This is a genomic window from Sphaerisporangium perillae, from assembly GCF_023276435.1.
GTDB classification, from domain to species: domain Bacteria; phylum Actinomycetota; class Actinomycetes; order Streptosporangiales; family Streptosporangiaceae; genus Sphaerisporangium; species Sphaerisporangium perillae.
In genome coordinates this window covers 1-25,908 of the sequence record NZ_JALLPO010000048.1, presented here as the reverse complement: position 1 = coordinate 25,908, position 25,908 = coordinate 1, and the positions used below count along the sequence as shown (strand labels likewise).

General features: G+C 70.1%; 13 protein-coding genes and 1 pseudogene. 7 read left to right on the top strand and 7 right to left on the bottom strand.

The window, feature by feature from the left end; genetic code table 11:
• The first annotated feature begins 47 nt into the window (after positions 1 to 47).
• The 6 genes from MYF83_RS35210 to MYF83_RS35185 are packed head-to-tail and all read left to right on the top strand — an operon-like array spanning position 48 to position 18,675.
• Positions 48 to 2,594, top strand: coding sequence for a M64 family metallopeptidase (locus MYF83_RS35210; protein WP_248965081.1), 2,547 nt, complete (start codon positions 48 to 50; stop codon positions 2,592 to 2,594).
• The gene (locus tag MYF83_RS35205) at positions 2,587 to 7,296 is read left to right on the top strand and encodes a kelch repeat-containing protein (RefSeq protein ID WP_248965080.1); all 4,710 of its coding nucleotides are present in this window, start codon (positions 2,587 to 2,589) and stop codon (positions 7,294 to 7,296) included. Before MYF83_RS35210 ends, MYF83_RS35205 begins: the two co-directional genes overlap by 8 nt.
• 15 nt (positions 7,297 to 7,311) lie before the next feature.
• Positions 7,312 to 8,493 carry a Kelch repeat-containing protein gene (locus MYF83_RS35200; RefSeq protein WP_248965079.1) on the top strand — a complete coding sequence of 394 codons (1,182 nt, stop codon included), beginning with the start codon at positions 7,312 to 7,314 and terminating at the stop codon, positions 8,491 to 8,493.
• Positions 8,490 to 11,627 (top strand): hypothetical protein, encoded by a 3,138-nt coding sequence (locus MYF83_RS35195; RefSeq protein ID WP_248965078.1) that lies wholly within the window; start codon positions 8,490 to 8,492, stop codon positions 11,625 to 11,627. The genes MYF83_RS35200 and MYF83_RS35195 overlap by 4 nt, the downstream gene beginning before the upstream one ends.
• The gene (locus MYF83_RS35190) at positions 11,624 to 16,861 is read left to right on the top strand and encodes a hypothetical protein (protein ID WP_248965077.1); all 5,238 of its coding nucleotides are present in this window, start codon (positions 11,624 to 11,626) and stop codon (positions 16,859 to 16,861) included. Before MYF83_RS35195 ends, MYF83_RS35190 begins: the two co-directional genes overlap by 4 nt.
• Positions 16,858 to 18,675, top strand: coding sequence for a hypothetical protein (locus MYF83_RS35185; protein ID WP_248965076.1), 1,818 nt, complete (start codon positions 16,858 to 16,860; stop codon positions 18,673 to 18,675). Before MYF83_RS35190 ends, MYF83_RS35185 begins: the two co-directional genes overlap by 4 nt.
• A gap of 819 nt (positions 18,676 to 19,494) precedes the next feature.
• Here MYF83_RS35185 and MYF83_RS35180 read toward each other — a convergent pair.
• The 5 genes from MYF83_RS35180 to MYF83_RS35160 form a co-directional block, all read right to left on the bottom strand.
• A complete protein-coding gene (locus MYF83_RS35180) occupies positions 19,495 to 20,997 on the bottom strand; it encodes an alpha-amylase family glycosyl hydrolase (protein WP_248965075.1) in 1,503 nt (500 codons plus the stop codon).
• A gap of 97 nt (positions 20,998 to 21,094) precedes the next feature.
• Entirely contained in the window at positions 21,095 to 21,913 is an 819-nt protein-coding gene (locus MYF83_RS35175; RefSeq protein WP_248965074.1) for a carbohydrate ABC transporter permease, read from the bottom strand.
• Positions 21,914 to 21,942: 29 nt separating this feature from the next.
• A complete protein-coding gene (locus MYF83_RS35170; protein ID WP_248965073.1) occupies positions 21,943 to 22,881 on the bottom strand; it encodes a carbohydrate ABC transporter permease in 939 nt (312 codons plus the stop codon).
• Positions 22,882 to 22,884: 3 nt separating this feature from the next.
• Positions 22,885 to 23,619, bottom strand: coding sequence for an extracellular solute-binding protein (locus MYF83_RS35165; protein ID WP_279340503.1), 735 nt, complete (start codon positions 23,617 to 23,619; stop codon positions 22,885 to 22,887).
• 18 nt (positions 23,620 to 23,637) lie between these two features.
• Positions 23,638 to 23,829, bottom strand: coding sequence for a hypothetical protein (locus tag MYF83_RS35160; RefSeq protein ID WP_248965071.1), 192 nt, complete (start codon positions 23,827 to 23,829; stop codon positions 23,638 to 23,640).
• A 475-nt stretch (positions 23,830 to 24,304) separates the two neighbouring features.
• Between MYF83_RS35160 and MYF83_RS35155 the strand changes: the two genes are divergently transcribed.
• Complete coding sequence (locus tag MYF83_RS35155; protein ID WP_248965070.1) at positions 24,305 to 24,967, top strand: tetratricopeptide repeat protein; 663 nt, start codon at positions 24,305 to 24,307, stop codon at positions 24,965 to 24,967.
• Between the two features lie 147 nt (positions 24,968 to 25,114).
• Here the strand turns inward: MYF83_RS35155 and MYF83_RS35150 are convergent, their stop codons facing one another.
• Positions 25,115 to 25,558, bottom strand: coding sequence for a hypothetical protein (locus tag MYF83_RS35150; RefSeq protein WP_248965069.1), 444 nt, complete (start codon positions 25,556 to 25,558; stop codon positions 25,115 to 25,117).
• A pseudogene (locus MYF83_RS35145) lies at positions 25,536 to 25,908 on the bottom strand (hypothetical protein); the annotation flags it as partial. The gene MYF83_RS35150 and the pseudogene MYF83_RS35145, both read right to left, overlap by 23 nt.

Below are 25,908 nucleotides of genomic sequence, written 5' to 3'. Positions count from 1 at the left end.
GTGTTGGTTGAGCCGTCCGAAGTCCCGTTTTTGGATGGGGGCACTTCGTGGTACTGGACATCGTGCTGTTCCCGCACTGCGATCTCCACCTGGCCCTGTCCGGTACGCTGCCGCTGACGCTGCAGGTGTTCGACCGGGCGGTGACGGCCGGTGGGTACACGCTGACGCCGATCGCCCCGGGGGCGATCGCGGTGAACTTCTTCGCGCCGCATCGCCCGGTCGGACAGCGGCTGCTCCCGCCGCTGCCGGCATACAACAGCGCCAACGGGCAGGTCACCGCCACCCAGCCGGGGGTGTACCTGTTCCAGGTCCGGCGCGGCAGCGACTACTTCGTCGGCCGGCTGCAGGTGCACAACTCGATCGTGGCGTGGTGGTTCGGCAACGACTCCATCACCACCGCCGTGGACGACGTGGCGCACGCCCAGCCGTCGATCTACGCCAAGTTCAGCGACGATCCGACCGGTACGGATCTGATCGGCGACATCACAGGGCACGGGTACGTGACGCTGACGTCGGCCGACACCAACACCTTCGTGGTCTACCCGCAGGGGCGGCTGCGCGGGCTGCGCGAGACCACCGGCACCCCCGGGACCGTGGACCTGACGGGCACGTTCCTCAACCAGACCCAGCGGCTGCCCGTGCGGGTGGTGAACTACGCCAAGCACCGCCGCGACCTGAAGCCGGTCCAGACGCCCAACGTGGCGCACGCGGCCGAGCAGCACAACATCGTCTTCCTCGCGGAAGGGTTCCGTAAGTCCGACGAAGAGACCTTCGACAAGATCGTCACCCGCGTCGTGGACCAGATGCTCGACCAGCCCCGGCATCAGCCGTACCCGATGCTGGAGGGCAGCTTCAACATCTTCAAGGCCTTCGGCGCCTCGCAGGAGCATTGCGCCACCGTCGCTTACCGGGTCGCCGACGCGGACCAGACGACGGGGACCGGCCTGCCCATCCCGTTCATCCGCAAGGTCAGCGACAACGAGAACGTCTACACGCTGCGGGACCTGGTCGCCAAGGTCGGGCTGCCGATGCGCAACGAGAGCAGGGCCAACCTCCCGGACATCTGGGCAGGGCAGGAGCTGACCGGGTTCGATCGCAACAAGGTGGACCCCAAGTTGCTGGGGGCGTGGAAGAAGCACCAGGGGACCGGGATCCTGCACGCACGCGACACCCTGTTCGGAATGCATCTGGGCTGCCGGTGGGGCGACCGCTTCTCCGACCGCAAGGCGGCGGTGACCCCGCCCGGAAGCGACCAGCCGGGCACGCCGGGGCTGCGCGAGTTCATCGCCCGGCTATATGAGTTCTACAAGCCCGAGCTGGCGACCAGGGCGTTGACGCCCGACCCCCGCAGGCATCCTCCCGAGCGGTTCGCCGGCCGCCACAGCACCAATCCGGGCAACCTGATCCTGCAGTACCTCGCGGGCCTGGAGTACGCGTTCGCCCCGTTCCATCACATCGGACCGGTCTGGGAGCCCGACGACGCCAACTTCAAGCCCAGCCGCGGACTGGTTGCCCTCATCACCTATGACGAGGTGACCGGCGGCAGCAACGTCAACAACAACACCCTGACGGCCCTGACGACTAACAAGGGCGGCGGGGTGGAGTTCGAGTACGCCCCGGGCGACAAGCGGGTGATGCGACGCAAGCCGTCGTCGGAGCCCGACGTCAACTTCACCGAGACCGTCGACACGGTCGCGCACGAGTTCGGCCACAGCTTCGGCCTGAAGGACGAGTACGAGAACTCTGGGGAAGACGACCCGAATGCGCCCGCGACCTCAACGGACGACATCCGGGGCGACAACGTGAGCATGCTGGGGTTCCTGCGGGTCAACCCCGCGCCCGACCGGCAGATCGACGTCACCAAGGTCAAGTGGTTCGCGCTGCCCCGGATGCGCCAGTCCGCACGGCTGATCATCGACTCCGCGCCGGGTCTCGGCGGCATCGAGATCATGATCGACAAGCGGTACATCGCGCCGTGGCAGAAGATCGCGGCGCAGAACCCGCCGGCCGAGGTGCACCTGCGCAACTTCCACGTCAGCCCGCAGGGCTTCCAGCTGCCGCTGGCCACCGGCCCCGCCCAGATCCTGACCAACCTGAAGATCGCCCACATCGAGCCCGAGCTGGGCACCATGACGCTCGACGGCCCGGGCCTGCCGCCCGCGCCGTTCCCGACGTTCGCCGCGGGCTCGGCCGTGTACGTGCCGCTGAAGGACGCCGCCGGTCAGGTCCGCACCGTGGTCGAGCCGGCGGTGCGCAAACACCTGACCACTCCCACCCCCGCCAACAGGACGCCGCTGAACGTCGACACCGACATCCTGCATCCCAAGCGCGAGGTCGATAACCCCAGGTCCATCCCGGACTTCGAAGCGCCCTGCACCCCCTCGAAGCTGATCGGCGTCTACGAGGGCGCGCTCGACTTCGCGGGCGGCTACTACCGGCCGACCGGAGCGTGCAAGATGCGCCGCTCCGACGACGAGGACAACGACGGCGAGTTCTGCTTCGTCTGCAAGTGGCTGATCGTCAACCGGGTCGATCCGGGTTACCACAGCATCCTCGACGCGATGTCCTACCCGAAGGCGAAGAAGAATGGCTGAGCCCGGCACGTTCGACAGGCTGGTGGCCGAGCTGGGGCAGGCGCTGCTGCCGCTGCGCGAGGCGCTCGCCTCCCCGGAGGCCTTCATCGCGTTCCTGCAGAAGCTGGGCTGGCGCGCCGAGGACATCCCGCAGCCGCTGCGCAACCTCGGCAGCGGGGTGGAGACTCTCTACGACGGCCTGACCAGGCTGCTCGGCGAGGGCGGCCTCAATGTCGGCGGCTCCGTGGGCGACGGCGAGGCCTCGGTGCAGATCTCGCCTGACGACGTGAGCCGGGTGCTGCGGGCCTTCCAGGATGTGGTCAACGCGATTAGAGCGATCGCGAACGCACCCGACTCGGCCATCCCCGCTCCGCTGCGCGCGGACGGCTTCAAGGAGAAGTTCCCCGGCCAGCTCATCGACTACCTGGTCATCACCTACCTGCAGCGGTACCACCCGTCGATCGGGTTCGGGCTGCGCGCGCTGGGCGTGGTCAAGACGGGCTACGCGCCGCCTGAGGGCAATCGGCCGCCGTACATGAACGTCCGGCTCGACCTGACGGACCTGCCCAAGACGCTAAGCGAACCCTCGCTGGTGCTCAAGAACGCCTTCGGCTGGGGCGAGGCGGACTTCGACTTCGAGGCGCTGGCCGTGCAGGTCGACAACCTGATGATGGCCATCGGCGTGGACATCGCCACCGCCGAGATCCCGACGGCGAGTGCGGCCGCCCTGCAAGGCACCGCTCCCAAGCTGACCGACCCGCCGGTGCGCGGCATCCGGGCGGTCTTCTTCGAACGGGCGCAGGCCTCGGGCCGGATGGCGGCCGAGATGAGGCTGCTGCCGGTGCCGGCGGCAGCCGGGAGCCCGCCCGGCCTGGCGCTGATCCCCGCCTTCAACGGCTCGCTGGACTTCAAGTTCCAGCTGGGCGACGACATCGCCGTCACCATCCGTACCGACCTGAACCTGCAAGGCGGGATCGGGCTGCAGGTGCGGCCGGGCCGCCCGATCGAGATCATCGTCGGCTTCGCGGGCGGCGGCTCGCCGTCGCACGCCGGCGGCTCGCTGGTGGTCAAGGCCGAGCGCGGCAACGCCGACGCCGGCCCGATCGTGTTGCTGGGCTCACCTGGAGCGACCCGGCTGCAGTTTCGAAAGGTCGGCGGCACCGGCGGCATCCGGCTGTCCGACGGCGCGGCGGATGTGTTCGCCGAGTTCGAGCTGGCCGGTCTGGAGTTCGTCTTCGACCCCGGCGAGGCCGACGGCTTCATCGCCAAGATCGTGCCGGACGGCGGCTTCTCCTTCGGGGCCGACCTGACGCTCGGCGTCTCCCAGCGCACCGGCTTCTACTTCCGCGGCACCTCCAGCCTGGAGATCCAGCTGCCCGTCCACCTCAACTTGGGCCCCATCGACATCCAGTCGCTGACCGTCTCGGCCGCCCCCGGCGCGGACGGCCTGCCGATCAACCTCGGCGCGACGTTCAAGGCCGAGCTCGGCCCGATCAAGGCGGTCGTCGAGGAGCTCGGCCTGGCGGCGACCTTCGGCTTCACGTCCGGCAACGACGGCAACCTCGGCCCGCTGGACGTCTCGCTGAGGTTCAAGCCGCCCAAGGGCGCGGGCCTGTCGGTGGACGCCGGGGTGGTCAGCGGCGGCGGCTACCTGTTCTTCGACCCGGCCAAGGGGGAGTACGGCGGGGCGCTGGAGCTGGAGTTCGCCGGGCTGTTCGACGTCAAGGCGATCGGGCTGATCACCACCCGGATGCCGGACGGCTCCGCAGGCTTCTCGCTGCTGCTGATCATCACCGCCGAGTTCGGCACCGGCATCCAGCTCGGCTTCGGCTTCACCCTGCTGGCGGTGGGCGGGATCGTCGGGCTGAACCGCCGGATGAACCTGCAGGCCCTGGTGGAGGGGGTACGGACCGGCTCGATCGAGTCGGTGATGTTCCCGCGCGACGTGGTGGCCAACGCGCCGCGCATCCTGTCGGACCTGCGCGCGTTCTTCCCGCCCGAGCAGGGCACGTTCCTAGTCGGGCCGATGGCCAAGATCGGCTGGGGCACCCCCACGCTGGTCTCGGTCTCGCTCGCGGTGATCATCGAGATCCCCGGCAATATCGCCATCCTCGGCGTGCTGCGCTGCGTGCTGCCCACCACCGACCTGCCGCTGCTGGTTCTGCAGGTGCAGTTCGTCGGCGCGATCGAGTTCGACAAGCAGCGCCTGTGGTTCTTCGCCCAGCTCTTCGAGTCGCGCGTGCTGTTCATGACCCTCGAAGGCGGGATGGGCCTGCTGGTAGGCTGGGGCAACAACCCCGACCTGGTCATCTCCGTCGGCGGTTTCCACCCCTCCTACAAGCCGCCGCCGCTGCCGTTCCCGGTGCCGCCCCGCATCCGGGTGGACATCCTCAACCGGCCGGGCGCCCGGATCACCGTCTCCGGCTACTTCGCGATCACCAGCAACACGGTGCAGTTCGGTGCGCGCGCCGAGATGGTGCTGGGCTTCGACGACTTCGGCATCTCCGGCCACCTCAGCTTCGACGCGCTCTTCCAGTTCTCCCCGTTCCGCTTCGTCATCGCCATCTCCGCAGGGGTCTCGCTCAAGGCGTTCGGCGTCGGCCTGTTCGGCATCGATCTGGACTTCCAGCTTGAAGGCCCGGCCCCGTTCCGGGCGCACGGCCGGGGCTCGATCTCGCTGCTGTTCTTCGAGATCTCCGCCGACTTCGACATCACCTGGGGCGAGGACCGCGACACCACGCTGCCCCCGATCGACGTGCTCCCGCTCCTGGCGGGCGAGGTCGCCAAGCCCGAAGGCTGGCAGACCCGGCTGCCGACCGGCGGCGGCAACCCGCTGGTCACGCTGCGCACGTTGCCGCCGACCGAGGACCTGGTGCTGCACCCCCTCGGCTCGCTGTTCATCCGCCAGCGTGCGATCCCGCTCGCCGTACGGCTGGATCGCATCGGCGCGCAGCGGCCGCGCGACGGCAAACGGTTCACCGTCGAGCCCCTGTCGGGCAGCGGCCTCGTGCGCGCCTCCGTCACCGCCGACAAGTTCGCGATGGCCCAGTTCCAGGACATGGACGACGCGACCAAACTGTCGCGACCGGCGTACGAGGACCAGGACGCGGGGCTGGAGCTGGTGGCGGCGCAGGGCGCGATCGCCTCCGCCCGCGTCGTCAAGCGCAGCGCCCGCTACGAGCAGATCGTCATCGACAGCAGGCTGCGCCGCCCGCCGGGCACCGTACGACCGGTGACCCGCACGATCGTGCAGGCCGACGGACTCGTCCGCAAGGTCGCCCCCACCGCCGCGCCCACCAAGACGCTGACCAGCGTCAGCCCGGCCGTGTTCACCCGGCTTCTGGAGGGCAGCAGCACCAGCCGTTCGCCCCTGTCGCAGCGCGAAGCCGACCAGCGCCAGCCGTACGCCCCTGACGAGACCGTGCAGGTCACGGGCCAGCGCTTCGTGGTCGCCTACCTGCGCAACAACGCCCAGGCCTTCCCGCCGGCCTCGCTCGGCTCGGCCACGGCGAGTTTCCGCAGCCAGGCGGCGGCCGAGGAGGCCCTCGCCGAGTGGGTCATCGCGGACCCCGCGCTCATCGGCCAGCTCCACGTCATCCCCGAATCCGAGGCGGCGGCCCTGCCCGTCACCCCGCAGTCGTGGACCTCCACCGGCTCCCTGCCCACCCCGGCCATCGCCCCGGCAGCGGTACGGCTGAGCAGCGGCAAGATCCTCGTCGCCGGCGGTCAGGACGCCGCGGGCAAGCCGCTCGCCGCCGCCGCGCTCTTCGATCCCATCGCCGGGACCTGGGCCGCCACCGCGCCGCTTCCGGTCGCCCGCGACGGGCACACCCTCTGCCTACTGCCGGACGGCCGGGTCCTCGCCGCCGGCGGCGTGACCCAGACCGCGCCCCTGGCGACCACCGAGATCTACGACCCGCTCACCGCGACCTGGAGCAGCGACGTTCCGCCGATGCACACGGCCAGGCTCGGCCATAGCGCCACCGTGCTGCGCGACGGCAAGATCCTGGTCACCGGCGGCACCGGCGCCCGCGGCAACTCGCTCGCGTCCGCCGAGGTGTACGACCCGGCCAAACGGCAGTGGACCGAGACCGCGATGACCGACCCTCGCTCCGACCACCAAGCCGTACTGCTCGCGGACGGCCGGGTCCTGGTGGTCGGCGGCGTCCTCAAGACCGGCCGGACCAGCGCCGCGCTCGGCTATTGCGAGATCTACGACCCGGCAACCGGCAAATGGACCCCGACCGGCTCGCTCGCCACACCTCGCGCGGGTCACCAGGCGACGCTGCTCGCCGACGACACCGTCTTGGTGACCGGCGGCGATGCCCCGACCGGTCCGGCGCGCGGTCCGTACAACTCCGCCGCCCTCGCCAGTGCCGAACGCTTCACCGTCGGGTCTGGCACATGGACGGCAGTCCGCGACATGCCCGGTGGGCGCACCCGGCACCGCGCCCTGCCATTGCGCTCCGGCCTGGTGCTCGTGGCGGGCGGCACCTGTGCCCCCGCCTTCGACGGCGGCTTCCGCAGTGCGCTGCTGTACGACCCGGCCACCGGCACCTGGACCCCCGCGAGCGGCCTGGCCACCGGCCGGTGGGCGTTCGCCGTGATCGACCTGCCCGACGGCCGGGTGCTCGTGGCCGGTGGCCGGACCCGCTCGGCCGCTGCCGCCCCGCACCCCGGCACCGACATCCTCACCCCGACCGCCGAGATCTTCACGCCCTGACGACGGAGGCACCCCATGACCAGTCCCACCGTGGCGGCTACCGGACAGTGGACGAGCACCGGGGCCCTCCCCTCCGCACGCGTGTGGTCCGGCCAGCACGACGGCCCGGTCGTGCTCGCCAGCGGGAAGGTCCTGGTGGCCGGAGGAGCCGACGCCGCCGGAGCCGCGCTGGGGCAGGTGGCGTTGTACGACCCGGCCGCCAAGACGTGGACGGCCGCCGCCGCGCTGCACACCGCCAGGCGGCTGCACACCGTCACCCTGCTGGGCAGCGGCAAGGTGCTGGTCACCGGCGGCATCACCGGGGCGGCGACGTTCCCGTCCGCCGGACTGGCCTCCGCCGAGGTGTTCGACCCCACGCAGGGCACCTGGACCGCGACCGGCAGCCTGAAGACCGGCCGGTGGGGGCACAGCGCGGTGCTGCTGCCCGACAAAAAGGTGCTCGTTGCGGGCGGCTGCACCACCCGGTCCGGGCAGTCGGTCAAGGCGCTGCGCTCGGCCGAAGTCTACGACCCGGACACCGGCGCATGGACGGAGGTCACCGCGATGACCGACGCGCGCTGCGGCCACCCGGCGCTCGTGCTCAACACCGGCAAGGTGCTAGTGGTCGGCGGCAGCGCGCCCGTGTCCCGCGAGACCGACGCGGCACTGGCCTTCTGCGAGCTGTATGACCCGGCCTCGGGCACCGGCGGTACCTGGACGCCGACCGGGAGCCTGCTGGTGGCGCGCAGCGGGCACCAGGCCACGCTGCTCCCGGACGGCACCGTCCTGGCCAGTGGCGGCAGCCCTCCGGGCGCACCGGGCAACGGCACCTTCGACCCGTTCAGCAGGGCCACCGCCGAGACGTTCAACCCCGTCGCGGGCGCGTGGAGCGCGGTGCAGGACATGCCCGCCGGGCGCGGCCTGCATCGGTCGGTCTCACTGGGCGGGGGCAAGGTGCTCGTGGTCGGCGGCACCGACAGCCCGGACAACGGCGTCGGCTACGCCAGCGCGCTGATCTTCGACGCGGCCACCCGGAACTGGAGCCCGGCGGGCGGTCTGGCGGCCGGCCGGTGGGGGTTCGCCGCCGTCCCGCTGACCGGCGGCAAGGTGCTGGTCACCGGCGGCATCACCCGCGCGGGCCCTGCCGCCGCCGACTCCGGCGCCACCGAGGTCACCGCCACCAGCGAGATCTTCGGCACCGGCCCGGTGACATCGTGAGCAACGCGTACTCCTTCCTGCCGTGGCTGCGGACCGGCCTCAGCACCCGGATCACGACCGATCCGGGCACCGCCGACCGGGCCGTCATCCCGGTCAAGCTGCGGCTGACCGGGGACGGCGTGTCCGGCGACACGATCACCCGCGACGTCGATAAGGCCGTGCAGCTGTACGGGCCGGGCGACGTGGTGGGGGTCGATCCCCGGGTGATCTCGCGGGTGGAGCCGCGTCCATGGATCACCAACGTGGAGCCCAACTACCTGGCGCACATCGAGTTCTACGACGAGGGCCTGCCGTGGAGTTACAGCCCGGCCCCGCCCGACGGGGCCAACAAGCGGCTGCTGCCCTGGCTGGCGCTCGTCGTGCTCGCCGGAGCGGCCGAGCCCGCGGGCGACCCGGGCGCGGAGTTCACCGAGGGCGCGGTCGCCGGGCGGCCGCTGCCGTCGATCCAGGTCAAGGACCCGGCCGGGACGCTGCCGCCGCCGGGCCAGCTCGGCGCGTGGGCGCACGTGCACGTCAACGGCGAGCTGGACGGCCTGGTCGCCAACGACGATCCCGCCGGTGCGCTCGCCGCCCTGCGCCAGGTGCTGAGCACCAACGCCGACCTGGCGTGCTCGCGGCTGATGTGCCCGCGGCGGCTCATGCCCAACAGCGGCTACCACGCGTTCCTGGTCCCCGCGTTCGAGACGGGCCGCCTGGCCGGGCTCGGCCTGGACCCGGCCACCGCGCCGGGCGCGCTGCACTCCAGCTGGGGCCCCGACTACCCGGGCCGCCCCGAGCCCGCAACGTTGCCGTACTACCACCGCTGGTTCTTCGGCACCGGCAGCGCGGGTGACTTCGAGTACCTGGTCCGGCTGCTGGAGCCCCGGCCCGCCGACCCGGCCATCGGCCGCCGCGACCTCGACGTGCACAACTCGGCCGGGCCCGGGCTGCCGCCCATCACCGGCCCGGCGGAGCTGCACGGCGTGCTCAAGCTGGGCGGCGCACTCCAGTCGCCCAACCGGCCCAAGGGCGACGTCTACGACAAGTGGGACGAGCCGTACCCGCACCTGTTCCAGAGGGCCCTCGCCGGACTGATCAACCTGGCCGATGCCTACCTTGACCAGACCCCGGCCGCCGCGCACGCCGCCTACGGGGTGCAGGACGTGGCGGGCGAGGTCGATCCGATCATCACCCCGCCGCTGTACGGGCGCTGGCACGCCCCCGCGAACCGGCTGCTGACCAAGCGCGACGGCAGCCCGATCACGCCCGACCGCAACTGGGTGCACCGGCTCAACCTGGACCCGCGCTTCCGCGTCGCCGCCCACCTGGGTACCCGCGTCGTCCAGGAGCGGCAGGAGGAGTTCATGGTCGCCGCCTGGGCGCAGGCCGGCGACGTGCTGGCGGCCAACGCCAAGATCCGCGCCGCCCAGCTCGCCCGCGAGGTCGGGACCGTACTGCAGGCCAAGCATGTGGAGCCCGCCGCCGCACCGATCACGCTGGCCGACGAGCCGGTGCCGTCCGGCAAGGCCCTCGTACTCACCGCTCCCGCCAACTCGCGGGTGACCACGCGTGATCGGGCCCTGCGCGGGGCGGTGGCGGTCGAGGGCGAGCGGGTCGCGGTCGGGTTCCACGTGGCGCGCAGCCGCGTGACGGCCGCGCCGCTGTCCCCGCCGATGCGGCGGATGCTGCGGCCGGGGCGGCTGATCCGCGACCTGCCGTTCAGCGAGACCAAGCCGCCCGACGCGCTGATCCCGCGGATGGACGACCCGGGCGACCCCGTGACGGCGGCCGCCGCCAAGGAGACTCCCGACGCGGTGGTGACGCCCAAGCAGCTGAACGATGTCCTGCACCCAGCACCACCGCCGATCGGGCTCACGGCCGCCACCGAGGCCGACCCAGCCGATCCGGTCGACCAGCTTCCGCACAGCGCCAACTTCCGGATCACCTTGCCGGGCGACACGTTCGTCCCCTCCGAAGGCGGCGACGACAGCGAGGAGGCCAAGCGGTTCAAGGACGGGCTACGCGACATCTACCGGGGCTGGCACGCGGCGGGCGTCGGTGGCCAGACCGAGGGCGGCGACGACCCGCTGAACGTCCGCGCCACCACCGACGCGATGATGATCGGCCTGCGCGCCGAGAAGACCGTGCCCACCAGCCTGCTGACGTTGGTCGGCCTGCCCGAACGGCTGCAGTCGTTCGCCGAGCGGTTCATCGAGGCGATGGCCTATCCCGTCATCGACCTGCCGATGTACAAGGCGCTGCTGGACCTGTCGGTGGACTACTTCGCCCCCAACCTCGGGCTGATCCCGCAGAACACGGTGACGCTGCTGGAGACCAACCAGGAGTTCATCGAGTCCTACCTCGTCGGGCTCAACCACGAGATGGCCCGCGAGCTGCTCTGGCGCGAGTACCCCACCGACCAGCGCGGCTCGCCTTTCCGGCAGTTCTGGGACACGCGCGGGGGCGTGAAGCAGTACGACATCCAGCCGCTGCACACCTGGCCCAAGGCCGCCAAGCTCGGTGAGAACGACGCGCGGGAGACCGGCGAGCAGGCTGACGACCTCGTGCTGGTCATCCGCGGCGACCTGCTGAAGAAGTACCCGAACGCCGCCATCTACGCGCACCGCGCCCGCTGGCAGCCCGAGTCGGGACCGCCGGACCCGGCCCAGGAACGGGTCCCGGTCAAGCTCGCCGACCCGGCGCACCCGACGCTGGAGGAGATCAGGCTCCCGCTGTACGAGGCCAAGGTGGACCCCGACCTGACGCTGCTCGGCTTCGACCTGACGGCGGCCGAGGCCAAGGGCAACTTCGCCACTGGCGCGGCGGGCTGGTTCTTCGTGATCCAGGAACGTCCCGGCGACCCCAGGTTCGGCGCGGACGAGGGCCCGCCCACCCCGGTCGAGGTGTGGAGCGACCTGACGTGGGCCGACGTGGACCCGGGTGGGACCGGGTTCATCCGGCTCGACGCGAGCACCGTGCAGGTCCCGCTCAAGGACTTCGACGACCCCGCCGCCGACGCCGAGAAGAACGACCAGCACCTGGAGGACGCGTTCCTGCCCGTCTGGCACGGCGGGCTGAGCTCGGCCGACGTGGCCTACATGCTGTTCCAGGCGCCGGTGCTGATGGCCGTCCACGCTCAGGAGATGCTGCTGTGACCGCGCTCAGCGACGACTTCCCGGTACTGCTCGGCCCGGTCCGGGTGGAGACCCGGTTCACCGCCACCGAGCTGCTGGTACGGATCTTCCCGGACGAGTGGTGCACCGATAAGTTCGAGCCCAAACCGACCCGCGCCGAGATCACCGCGGTGGACGCGTACTGGACGGCGCACTGGCGGACCGGCGGGAACGCGGTGGCCGAGCAGGCGGCCTGGCAGGAGCTGGTCGCTCGGGTGCCCGGCGGCCGGGCCAGCTGGCTGCTGCAGACCCGTACCCCCGTCAACCCCGCCGATCGGCCCGCGACGGTGCCGGAGGCCGCGACCGTGCTGGTGGTCGTGACCGGCCAGGCCGTACCGGCCGCCGACCGGCAACCGACCGTCACGTACTGGACGGCGGTGTGGCGCGCGCACGGCGACCGGGCCAAGCTGCGCGCCGCCGACACCGCGCTGCGCGCCGACGTCGGGGCCGGCCGTGCGGACACAATCCGGTCCCGGCGCCCGGTGGGCATCGACGCCGCGCCTACCGCTGTCGGCGACGCGGTGATGGTCGCGTTCCTCGTGCTGCCGCCACCGGCTGCGGGAAGCCTGGCCGAGCAGTCGTGGACCCAGGCGGCGAAGGCCAGGCTCCTGCCGGACCGCTTCACCGTGCTCGGATACGTGGGCGGCGAGCGGATACTGACAGCGACCGGCGAGGCGGTGCCCGACGCGCTCGCGGTCAGCCCCGACCCCGAGGCCGACACCGACAAGCAGCTCAAGGTGGACGAGCAGACCGGCGCGCTGCGGGTGCCCGACGAGCTACAGTGGCTGACCGACTTCGGGCGGGCGGTGACGCTCGGCATGGGCCTGCGCATCCCACTCACCCCGCAGATCCGCAACGGCCTGGACCGGCTAGTGGTGTTCGGGCTGCGGGAGCGGTCCGGCCCCGAGCAGACGGCCGTCCAACTGGCCGACCTCATCACCCGGCAGCTGCGCAGCCCGTCCGGGTACGGGCTGCTGCCGCAGGGCACCCCAACCAACAACAGCGAGGCCGCCCCCGCCGGCCAGGACCGCCGCGCCGAAGCCGAGGCCGCGCTGCGCACCGCGTTCGGGTTCGCGGCGGCGGACGCGCCTGACGACTGGCGGACCCGGACCGACGGGCAGTGGCTGGCCGACCTGCTCGGCATCGACCCGGCCGTGCTGACCGGCATGCCCAACGCCGACGGCACCGACCAGCGTGACGCCCGCGCGGCCAACATCGCCCTGTGGCCCGCGACCTGGGGCGCGTACCTGCGCGGCATGATGCATCCGATCCTGTCCGAGCAGGCGGTCGACCAGACGCGCGAGTTCTTCGTGCGGTACGTGTCGGGGCGCGGCCCGGTCCCGGCGGTCAAGATCGGGCGGCAGCCGTACGGCATCCTGCCCACCACCGCCTTCTCCAAGATGACCTTCCCGGAAAGCGCGACGCACCGCCGCGCGCTGTACAAGCTGCTCAGCGTCGCGGCGGGGGACTGGCAGAAGGCCGTCGCGAAGGTCAGCTACCTGGGCAAGGGCGGGGACCCGCACCAGCTGCTGCTGGACATCCTGGCGCTGCATCCGACGTCGGCGGAGTTCTACCAGCGGTACGCGGAGAGCGTCGAGGACATCTTCAACCGGGAGAACCTCAACAGCGGCGGCCCGCGCGTCATCCCCGCGCTGGACCAGCTCAACATGCCGCAGCCGATCCGTGCCCTGCTCAACCGCCTCGGCTACGCCATCCCGCCTGGAGCCGACCCGGAGGTGATCCGGCGGCTGTTCGTGGGCGACCAGTACCCGCTGCTCGGGCCGCTGGTCGATGACCGGCCGCTGTCGGAGACCGACCACATCCGCGCGTACCTTCCCGACGGCGGCAACTACCTGCACTGGCTCGCCCAGCACGCCGAGCACGACCTGGAGACCATCCGGCTCGAACTGGGCTTCAAAGGCGACAAGCCGCCTGCGGCGCTGCTGTATCTGCTGGCGCGGCACGCGGTCCTGCTCGCCTGGGAGGACGCCGCCCGCCGCCTGGCCGCCGCAGCCGGGAGCACGGTGCCACCCGCGCGCGATCCGCTGTTCGTCCACGTACGGCCCAACCGGCCCGGCGCACCCCCAGTGGAGAGCGAGAGCCGGTTCCGCCAGCTGTACTCGCCGGACCGGGCCATCACCGGCAGCCCAGACCGGCTGGTGGCGAGCTTCATCCCCGAGGTCATCAGGCAGAGCCCGGCCACCGCGCAGCTCGCCGAACAGATCGACGTGCTGAAACACCTGGCCGGGCTGCCGACCGCCCGGCTGGAACGGGTGCTGACCGAGCACCTGGACTGCGCGACCTACCGGCTCGACGCTTGGCGCTTGGGGCTGGTCAACGAGCGGCTCGCGGAGCTGCGGTACGGGTCGTCCGGCACGGGACCGGCCCGGCGCGGCATCCACCTCGGTGCGTACGGCTGGCTGGAGGAGGTACGGCCCAAGCCGCGCCCCGGCATGACGCAGGTCGAGCTGACCGGCGACCTCGGGCAGCTGTTCAACCCGCCGGGCGCGCAGCCGCTGATGCACGACAAGGCCAACGGCGGTTACATCCACGCTCCCTCGCCAGCGCAGGCCACCACCGCCGCGGTCCTCCGCGCCGGATACATCGCCAACGCCAGTCCCGCCGACCGACACATGTTCGCCGTCAACCTGAGTTCCGAACGGGTCCGGGTGGCGCTGACCTTGCTGGACGGGCTGCGGCAGGGACAGTCACAGGGCGCCCTGCTCGGCTACCGGCTCGAACGGGCCCTGCACGACCGGTATCCGGATGCCGAGCTGGACTCGTTCATCACCGCGCTGCGCGGGGCCTTCCCGCTGCGGGCCGGGCGGATCGAGGAGACCAAGCCGGCCCCGGGCACCGCCGTCGAGCTGGTCGAGGCCCGCAACGTCATCGACGGCCTCGAACTCGTGCGGCGGGTGACCCAGGTGCCCGGCGCGGACGTCTACCCGTTCGGCGCCCAGGGGCTCCCGGACCCCGACACCAACCAGCGCAAGGCCATCAACGAGGAGGTGCACCGGCTCCTCGACATCCACGACGCGCTGGCCGACCTGGCGGTGGCCGAGAGCACGCACCAGGCGCTCGCAGGCAATCCCGAGCGGGCGACGACGACCCTCGACGCCTACGCGAAGGAAGGCGTCGCACCCGAACCCGAGGTGGTCCGGACACCGCGCAGCGGCACCACCTTGACCCACCGGATGGCTCTGCAGCTGACGCCGGGCATCCGGCCGGGCCACAGCGCACCGTCCGTACAAGGCGAAGGCCCGCGCGCCAAGGCCGAGCCCGCCGTGGACGACTGGCTGCCCACGCTGCTGCCCGACCAGCGGGACGTGGCCGCGCTGGTCACCTGGACCGACCCGGTCAACGGGGTGGCCCGCAGCAGCGTGGTCACCCAGCGGGACCTGCGGCTGCGGCCGATCGACCTGCTGTGGGCGGTACGGCCCGCGAGCGAGGCGTCGATGACCGATCTGGACGACCGGATCATCGGCGTGGTCGCCACCCGCGACCAGCCACGTCCGGACGCGCGGCTGGTGATCGAGCACACCAAGCGCATCACCGGCAAGGTGACGTTCTTCGAGCTGTCGCCACTGATCGCCGCTCTGCGGTCGCTGCTGACCACGTCCCGGCCGGTGCGGCCCACCGACCTGATCCCGGCCGCTGGGGACGCCCCAATCGACCGCTCCGCCGACGCGGCCGTGACGCTGCCTCGCGAACGGCTGGTGGCGGTGCGGGACGCGCTGGTGGCGCTGCGCACGGCCGTCACCGGCTACCTGAACGACCTCGGGCCGCTGTTCCCCGAGCCGCCTGCGCCGGTCCGGCGCAGCGAGGTGATCAGCGGCATCGACACGTTCCTGCGCCGGTACGGGGATCTGATCGTGACGACGGGCGGGTTCGGCATGGTGCGCAGCGGCTGGGGCGAGGCCGCCGGGTGGCGGCGGGACCGCTACACCGAGGTGCTCGCGGCCGTCGACGAGGTCGCCGACCGGATGGCCAAGGCGCTGGCCGACGCCAACGCGCTCATCGCCGCTTACGACGCGCTCCCTGCGGCCACCGCGACCCCGGAGCGGTTCCGGCTGCTGCAGCAGATCGAGCGGCTGCTGACCACCACGCCGACCACGCCGCGCCCGAACACACCCCAGCAGCTGCGCTCGATCATCAACAACCGGCGGCAGGCGTTCCAGAACAAGCTGCAGGATTTGCGCGAGGTCGCCGACACCGGCCAGAAGACGCTGAGCGGGCTGCTGGCCGAGGTCGCCGCGCTGCTGCCGCTGACCGGCTTGGACCCGGCCGGGCTGACGCTGACCCCGTACGAGGACGTGATCGTCGCGTACGGGAAGGAACTGCTGGACCGGGCACGGGCGCTGCAAGCCGAGATCGCCGAGCGGCTGACCGCAGCCGACGCGGCGCTGACCGAGCACGACGCGGCGGTGACCGGGCCCGACCGGGTGGAGGCCGCGCTCGACACCCTCAAGGCGCTGCTCGGCGAGGATGTTCTGGCCGTACCGGAGTACACCCCGTCAGCCGCGCTCGCTTCGGACTGGAAGAAGGCCCGCGACGACAGCGGCGGCCTGATCGAGCACCTGGAGGACGCGGGGCGCGACTTCCCGGTGGACGACTGGCTGCACGGCATCGCCCGGGTCAGGGAGAAGCCGCGGCTGTGGGAGCAGGTGGCGATCCTGAGCGACGCGCTGCGCGGTGACGGGGGACTGCTCGGCCATCTGCCCGGTTTCGAGGAGCCGCAGCTGGTGCCGATCCAGCTGCCGTACCGGACCGACGACCACTGGCTGGCCATGGAGTTCGCGCCGGGCACGACGCTGGATGAGGACCGGCTGCTGTTCACCGCGCACTACGCCGCCAAGCCCACACCGCCGACCGACGACTTCTGCGGCCTGCTGCTGGACGAGTGGACCGAGGTCATCCCGGCGCAGAAGGAGACGACCGGGATCGCGCTGCACTATGACAAGCCCGACTCCGAGCCGCCGCAGGCCATGCTGCTGGTCACCCCGCCCACCCGTACCGGGACGTGGAACGCCGACGACCTGGTGGCGGCGCTGCACGAGACGTACGACCTGATGAAGGCCCGCGCCGTCGAGCCCGCGCACCTGGACGAGACCGCCTACGCCCACCTGCTGCCCGCCACGCTGGTGTCGGCCGCCAGCAAGCCGATCACCATCAGCACCGACTTCGCGACCAACAATCTGCGCGGGAAGAACCCATGACAGAGCGCATCGAGAACCTGCCGAAGGCCCTGGCGGAGCGGGAGCACCCGACCGTCGGCCTGTGGAACCGGCTGGAGGGACGTCCCCGCACGGCGGACTTCGAGCGGGCCTTACGCGTGGAGGTGCGGGACGCGCTGTGGCTGCTCACCCGGCAGTGGCAGCTCGGCGAGTTCCGCGGCTCCGACGCCGGGACGCCGGTCACCGCCATGTACTCGGTGGGGATGGCGGTTCCGAGCCGGTTCCAGTCCGCGTTGGGCGGCTCGGCTGAGAACCTGCCCGCTGACCGTCCGTTGGAGGACGTCGCTGAACGCCGGGCGCTGCCGTTCGCCTTCGGGCCGGAGCGGATCTCGTACGATCTGCGTCTTGCCATCGGCCGCCGCTGGCTCAAGCTGATGAGCCTGCACCCGCCCATCCGCCACCATCGGCAGGACTTCGTCGAGCTGTATCCCATCGCACTGCCGTCCCCGGCCAGCGACGCCGACACCCCGCGCGTGGCCCACCCCGAGGTCTGGTCCACGCTGCAGGCCGTCGCCGGCCGCCGGATGGACGGGTACGAGCTGTACCTTCACATCAAGGCGGGACATGAGGCCGCCGACGGCATCGACCATGTCGCGCCACCGCACCGCACGCTGATCAACGAGCTGGGCACCCGGCTGGTCGGCTGGTTCGACGGCCTGATCGATCAGCCCGCCGGCGACGCCACCTGGGATCCGCGCCGCCTGGAGCACCGGTTCTCGGTCGCCGCGGGGCAGCCGGGGGGCGCGGAGAAGGTGCTGACCGCGCAGGAGTACCCGGGCGGCGAGCTCGACTGGCATGCCTTCTCCATCGACCCCGGCACCCAGGTGGGCGGGGCCGCCGCACCGCCCGCCCCGATCAACCGCACGGTCTTCCCGGCCCCGGTGCGCTACTCCGGCATGCCGCTGCCGCGCTGGTGGGCGGTGGAGGACGGCAAGACCAACTTCGCCGCCGTCCGCCCGGACCGCACCGACATGGCCCGCCTGGTCGTCCTGGAGTTCGCCCTCGTCTACAGCAACGACTGGTTCCACCTGCCGTGCGACCTGCCCACCGGGACGCTGGCCTCGCTGCGCGGCCTGGCCGTCACCGACGTCTTCGGCCAGCGCCTGTGGATCACGCCCGCCGGGGCAGGGGCCGACAACGACTGGCAGCGCTGGTCCATGTTCACCCTGGACACCATCGGCTCAGACGCCGTCCCCGCCGACACAGGCCTGTTCCTCGCCCCCACCGTCCCCAAGGTCGCCGACGGACCCGTCCTGGAAGAGGTCGACCTCATCCGCGACGAGAACGCCAACATGGTCTGGGGCATCGAGCAGACCGTACGGCTGCCCACCGGCCCGGGCCGCAGCGGCAGCGAGGTCGCCGCCGAGATCCTCGCCCAGCGCCGCCGCCTGTTCCCGCCCACGCCCCCCACCGCCCCGCTGGCCCCCATCGCCTACCTGGCCATGACCTCGGTCCCCGGCCACTGGATCCCGTTCATCCCCGTGCACGTCCCCGGCGACAGCCGCAAGATCCAGCTCCAGCGCGCCGCCATGCCCAGCGAGATCGACACCAAGCCCGTCCGCCCCCGCACCACGATCCTCCGCGAGGGCCTGGACGCCGCCCCGCAACGCTCGTACTTCCTCAACGAAGAGGAGGTCCCGCAGACCGGCACCAAGGTCACCGTCGCCTACAACCGCACCCGCTGGGGCAACGGCCGCGTCGCCGTCTGGCTCAGCGCCCGCCGCGGCACCGGCCGCGGCGAAGGCTCCAGCGGCCTAACCTTCGACCTCCCCGCCGACACCAAACCCCTCACCTGACGCCGAACCGCTCCATCAGAGATGTCCTGCTTCGCGTTGTCTGCGAGGCTGAACCTCTGCTTGCTGAACGCACGCCCAGGCACATCCTTCGCGAAGCTGAGCGGACACCAAGGGAGATAGAGCCGTTCATCGATCAGCGCCTGCAGCGGATGAGGTCCAGGGCGACCTCGGGTGCTCGGCACCACTGCGGCCGCGCACGGGATGACGCCGTCGGCCGCGGGTGTGTCATGAATTAGGCTCTGTCTCTCTCTGGACACACCCGGCTGCCTGCAGAAGACCCGTCCCGATCGACGAAGCGGAATGTGATTCCGTCCTAGACGATCGGGCGGTCTTGCTAGCTCCGGCCAGTCGTCGGCAGCGCTGGAGCCCCGGGTGTCGTCCAGGGCGTCCGTGCTCATCCTGCGATATACCTGTATCAGGGCGGCGACGTGCTCGGGGGAGAGTTCGGCGTTGACCACTAGGGCAGCAAGTAATTGTGAGCGACTCACGTTCTCGCCGGCCGCCAGTCCGGCGGCAAGGACCCGCTCGAGACGATCGTCGACGGCCTCGGGCCAGGTAACCAGGGTGTTGCGGCGTCGAGCGCGCACGCGGCGACCGCTAGAAGTGATGGGGTCCGGGGTGGTGCTCGAAGAGTAGACAGTAATCGGGGTCGTCGGGGTCTTCCTCGATCCCGGGCGGAGACACGGACCCTGGACGGACCCGCGAGCGAGCCGTCAAGCCGCGACGAAGAGGCGGGAAGCCAGGAAGAACGGTGCCGTGGCGTGGGCGGGGCGGTCGTGTGCACCGCCCCGCCCTGGATTCGTGTGGTGTGCTCGGAGACTAACGAGTCGCCACGTCGAGGATCTTGAATCCGTAGGCCGGCAAGCTGACGGTGTACTGAGCCCCCTTGATGACGGGGCCCTTGCCTCCGTCGTACAGGTCCTTCGGCATCTGCGCGGTGTCGATGCCTGTGCCTGTCAGGTCCACGGTCACCTTCGTCGGGCTGCTGTTGAAGTTGTAAACGAGCAGTGCCGTCTGCTTGCCGTCCTCGCTCGTCCGGCGCATGGCATAGACCTTCGGGTCAGCCCCGGCGGGAACGCGCGTGCGGCTGGCCGACGGGAGCAGCGCCTTGTTGGTGTTGACGGTTTCCAGCACCCTGTCCCAGTTGGCCTTGAGCTTGGGGGACCACCGGATGTACTGGTCGTACATGCCCGAGCCATAGAGGATTCCTGAGCCCGCGAGGAGTGCGGCCTCCTGCACCCTCATGACGTCGTCCTTGGGATACGTCGGGTAGGTGTGCGGGATCAGGTTGGTCTCCGGATCGTCACCCCAGATGCTCCACGCGTACGTGGTGGACCCCGCGTTGCGGGCGGTGTCGGTGTTGCTCAGCGCGGCTTCGAGTCTGTTCGCGTCGATGCTGCCGTCCACGATCCGGGTGTAGTCGTTATCGGTGTCGTCGTCCGCGTAGTTGAACCAGGAGTTGATCCCGAATTGCTGGTAGTCGGCGGCGTTGGCTGAGCTGGAGCGCTCGAAGGTCAGCCATTTGTCGTTGGTGGTGTAGGTCTTGGGGATGTTGACCGCGAAGGGCTGCCAGCGCGAGTCCGTCCGGCCCACGTCCCACATGAAGCCGTCGAGGCCTGTGTCCAGCCAGAACTTCTCGATCCGCTCCACTTCGGCCCTGTTGGTGGGCAGGTCGTAGTCGAATCCCGGACCGAACCACAGCCTCCAGTAGTAGGCGCCGGCCGTACTGCTGTACGCCCACGAACTCTCCGAGGGAGGTCCCATCCGCAGCGTGGGAAGAGGCTCGGACGGGTCCGTGGTCCAGTGGAAGGAGCTGACCTCACGGGAAGTGCGGTCGCCCGCCGCGTACTGCCTCTCGGCGGTCCTGAAGTACCCCGACTTCTCGTCCATGTAGATGTTGACGAAATAGGCGACCACCTTCATCCCCTTGCGGTGCGCCGCGGCGACGAGGTGCCTCCAGTCCTCGATCGTGCCGTTCTGCGGCGGGACGGAGTAGAAGTCGAGAGGGGAGCAGCCGTCGCAGGTGTCCTTGTCGCCGTTGTACGGGTTGAAGAAGCCGAGCACCCGAATTCCGCGGCGCTTCAGGTTGTCGAGATCCTTCTCGATGTCCGCGTACTTGTAGCCGAAATACGTGCTGTAGTACCACATGAACCCGTTGAGGTTCTGGAAGTCGCTGCTATGGCGGAGCTTGTCGGGGTGCGCCACCGCCGTGGCAGGGGTGGTGGCCGCGGCCGAGGTCACGCTCGGGGCGAGTGTCAGGGGGAGCGCCAGGGTGAGGCCGAGTGCTCCGGTGAGAGCGGTCCTGAACCTGGGATGTGCCATGCCGTTCTCCTCATCTTGGAGAGTGCCGCTGCGCATTCGAAAGCACAGCGAAATGGGGGGTGGGTTGGGCATTGAGTGATGGAACGAGAGGCCGCGGTCAGCCCGTCATGCCGGATGAGGTGTAGCCCTCGACGAAGCGGCGCTGGAGCAGGAGGAAGGCGATCAGGACCGGGATGACCATGATCAGGCCGCCGGCGCTGACGAGCGTGTAGTCCTGTGTGTAGCCGGACTTGAAGGAGAAGAACGCGGTGGAGACGGGCATCTTGTCGCTGCTCTGGATGAAGGTCACCGCAAGCATGAACTCGTTGTAGGCCGAGAGGCCGGCGACGAGGGCGGCCGTCAGGAAGCCCGGCCAGACCATCGGCAGGACCACCCGGGTGAGCACCCGCCATTCGCCCGCCCCGTCGATCCGGGCGGCCTCCTCGTATGCCTTGGGAACGCCGACCATGAATGAGCGGATGAGCAGGGTGGCGAAGGGGCTGAAGATGGCCCAGTAGATGACGATCAGGCCGAACAGGTTGTCGTAGAGCCCGAGCTTGGTCCACAGGTAGAACAGCGGGACCAGGAAGAGCTGGATCGGCAGTGCCGTGGTGACCAGCAGGTAGAAGATGAAGAAGTTGCTGCCGGGCACGCGCAGCCGGCTCATGGCGTAGGCCGCGCAGCCGGAGATCACACACACGCCGAGCGCGGTGGCGATCACCAGCACGGCGCTGTTGCGCAGCCCGGCACCCATGTTGGCCTGCTGCCACGCGTCGACGAAGTTGTGCCACTGCGGGTGCGTCGGGAGGCCGAGCGGAGAGGCGGCGAGCCCCGGCTGGGTCTTCAGCGCGTTGAAGGCGAACAGCACCATCGGGCCGATGGCGTAGAGCGCGAGCAGCAGCAGGACGCCGTACATCGCGTATCGTCCGAGCGACATCCTCCGGACGCGTTTGGCGGACAAGGTGCTCAAATGTCCCACCCCCGGCGGCGCAGGTAGAGGAAGCCAGAGACCGAGATCACGCTGATCAGGGCCATGACGACGCCGATCGACGCGGCGTAGCCGGCTTGCTGGTTGGCGAAGGCGTTGCGGTAGAGCAGGGTGCCAAGCACGTCGGTGGAGCCTGCCGGGCCGCCCTGGGTGAGGATGTAGATGTAGTCGAAGACGAGGAACGACCAGATGACGGTCATCAGGCCGAGGAACATCACGGTCGGCCGGATGCCGGGCAGCGTGATGTGCCAGAACTCCTGCCAGGTGTTCGCGCCGTCGAGGCGGGCCGCCTCGTACAGGGACGGGTTGACCGCCTGCATCGAGGCGAGGAAGATCACGACGAGGAAGCCCCACCACTGCCAGGTGTTGACGAACGCGACCGTGCCGAGGGCCAGGTGCGGGTCGCCGAGGAAGTTGATGTTCTTCAGCCAGGGCAGCCCCAGGTTCGCGAGCCCGTCGCCGATGCCCTGGTCGGGGCTGAGCAGGCTCTCCCAGATCGAGCCGGAGACGACCGTCGCGACGACGTACGGGATGAAGTAGGCGACGCGGAACAGCATCTGGAAGCGCTTGATGCGGGAGAGCAGAAAGGCTCCGAACAGGCCCATCGCCATGGGCACCGCGAGGAAGTACGCCGTCCAGGCGAGGTTGTGCAAAAGCGCGGTGTGGAACTCGGGGTCGCCGAGCAGGTGCCGGTAGTTGCCCAAGCCGACGAAGTGGGCCGGGCCGAGCCCGGTCCAGTCGGTGAAGGAGTACCAGACCGACAGGGCGCCGGGCACGGCGATGACGATGAGGTTCACCACGAGCAGCGGCGCCATGAAGGCGAAGCCGATGGCGGTGCGGCGCAGCTTGGGGCGGCCGGCCCCGCGGCGGGGCTGTACGGACTGTGCCGCGGTCCGGTCCATCTGCAGGACGCCCATGGGTCACGCTCCTCTCGGGGCGGGCACGGGCGGCCGCTTGCCGGCCTGCAGCTCCTCCTGGAACAGCTTGTCGAGGCCCGCGCAGTAGTCCTGCGGGCTGAGCTGGCCGGTGAGCACCTTCTCCACCTGCTCGTAGATGTAGGTGTCCGACTTGGGGGGCCAGAAGGTCCAGGTCGTGTAGCCGAAGTTCTCGCCCGCGCTGAGCTGCAGGTACTGGCGCTTGACCCGGGGGTCGACGTCGGCGGGGAAGTCCTTCTCGGCCACCTTGACCGGCGAGGGTGCCACGCCGGTCGCGGCCAGCGACGCCAGCTGCCGGTCTGGGTCGCCGGCGAAGTAGTCGAGCACTGCGGCGGCCTGGTCGGGGTGCCTGCAGTCCTTGTTGATGGAGTAGGCGCCGCCGACCGACAGCGGCTGCACCCCTGCGGCCACGCCGCTGTTCATGGACGGCAGGGGCGCCCAGTCCCAGGTCGCGTCGTTGCCCGCCTCCTTGCCGAAGTACGGTGCGATCTCGCTGAATGTCCACGATCCGTTGAACATCAGGGCAACCTCTCCCTTGGCCAGCCCCCCGTACACGTTCGCGAACTTGTTGGTGAAGTAGCGATCCGTGCTGCCGCCGAACCAGCCCTTGTCGAACCAGGCCTTGAGCATGGCGATCGCTTCGACGAAGACTGGATCGGTCCACCTGCCCGGACATCTCCCGGAGGAGGAGGCCCGTCGCGGCGCCGAGATGCGCCGCAAGATCTTCGGACAGGAGGGCTAGGGCAGCGGGTCGCCGGGCCGGGTGAAGTCAACGTCCGGGTACATCTCCGTGGCGATGTCCTCGGAGATGTCCGGGTTGTTCTCCATGAACTCGTGGAAGCTCATGTTCTGCGCGGTCTCCAGGTAGTTCTTGCGAGATTCCTCGGAAAGATCCCACCACGCGTTGCCGGTCGTCTCAGTGTCACTCATGCCCCTGATCCTATTTCGCAGGAGGGACAAGACCGATGGTTCAAGGGGCCTGGGCGTCAGCCCCCTGAGCAGCTGGTGTCTGACCGGCTGGCCGAGCTGATGGGAGCCGCTGAGGCGGTCCCAATTGATCATGTCGAACTCCTGGAAATAGGTGGGTGCATGCCATGAGTGAGCCACACCAAACCGCGGTGGGCAGCCGCATGTGAGAGCTACCCCGCCGGTCACCTCGACCAAGCCTGGCCGGGCTGCGGTCGTACCGCCAGTTAACAAGTAGCCGATGAGCGGATGTCTTCTGCGGAGGCGACCTGACAGCTCGGCTATGTGGAGCTCGACCGGCTTGGTGCCGAGGTGCCTTTCAGGTTCTGGCGGACCGGAAGAGGAGGCATCCGTCGCAGCCGATCCAGATCATGACAGGTTTGCCCCGACTAGACTGGCGGATCTAGCAGGTAGTGGCGATGCCAACGGGGGCGCGGCGATGAGCACCGACGATCGGATCGAACGGGCCAGAGAGGTCTATGAGCGGGCAGTGTTCGGCGGCGATACCAGCGCGCTGGTCGACGCCGAACAGGGCCTGGACGCGGTCGAGGCCGATGCGGCGTTGGCGCGTGGGCTGATTCTGCATGCGCGGTTTCAGAGCGCGCCCGCCGACGCCGGTTCGTTGCCCGCCGAGGATCCCGCTGAACTGCCGTTGTTTGAGCGCGCGCTCGAGTTGTACCGGGCACTGGGGGACACGCGCGGCGAGGCCGAGGCATTGTTCTGGATCGGTTGCCTCCACCAGTTCATCCGGCGTGACAACGAGACCGCGGTTCCGTACCTCGAGCGGTCCTGCCTGCTGGCAGCGCAGACCGGCGACAAGCCGACCCGATCCGAGGCGCTGCGGCACTTAGGCATCGCAGCGCACGCGGCTGGCCGGCTGGATGAGGCGCGCGAGCGGCTGGAGGAGTCATCCCGGCTGCGCCGGGAGGTCGGGGCCCTGCCGGGCGTGGCCTCCAACATGATCGGGCTGGCCTACATCGCCGCCGCCCAGGAGCGCCACGCGGACGCGTTTGCAACACTCGACGAGGCGCACGCCATCGCAAGCGCGCATGGTGCTCACGCCATCGTGCGGCACATCGAGCAGGCGAGAACGCAGATCTGAGCGTGCGGCCACGGCAGACGTTCCGCCGGCCTGTCGCGGGCGCGCACATCTGCCGCGAGTCGCACCCCCGGCGCGACTCTGGATTGATCATGTCAATCATCAACCGAGGCTGCAGTGTCAAGCATCAACAGAAGCAGGACACCTAGCTCAGGGCAGGACGCCGAACCGTTCCGCTAGGTCCCGAAGTTCCGGACGGGGGCGGCCACCCGATAGTTGGATGAGGTCGCGAGCGACGTCCCGGGCGACGTTGTGCGTGCGGGTTTGCTCGGGGGTAAGACGTTCGGCCTCTTCGAGGGAGTGGAGGGCTTCGCCGATCTGGCGGCGCATGGCTTGGGCCTGTGCCAGGTCGATGAGGAACCGCGCTTGCCGCTCGGGGGACATGTGCGATGTGTCCACGCCTTGGGCGAGGTCAAGGGCCTGTCCGCCGTCCCCCAGCTCCACGGCGATGGCTACGGCGTGAATTGCGACGTTGGTAGGGCCGAACTCGGTGCCGTAATCGTTGCGATCTTCGCCGATCCGTTCGGCGGTTTCACGGGCGGCGTTGAGGTGCTTGTGCGCCTGGGCTCGCTCATTGTCCCGGGACTGCTGCAATGGCCAACACGAGCTTAAAGGCGCCGTAGAGCGACAGGGCCTCGGCTGAGGGGTCGGTGCGAATGCGTGACTCCAGAGCCTGGCCGGCTGTTGATCCGACCTGATACGCCTGCGTCGTCTGGCGCAAGCTCAGGAAGACGTGCGCCATTCGAAACAGGCTGGCGGCGACGGCCAATGGCCAATCGAGTGATTCGGCGATGAACGCGGCTCGATCTGCCGCGATCCATGCCGCGTCGTTCTCTCCCAGCTTGGACAGTGAGCCGCCCCGAGCCTTCCGGACAGTGCCCCCACTAAGATTGGGGTCGTCTGGAAAGGAAGATGGTTGTCGCGGAATCGTAGGAACTTCTCGC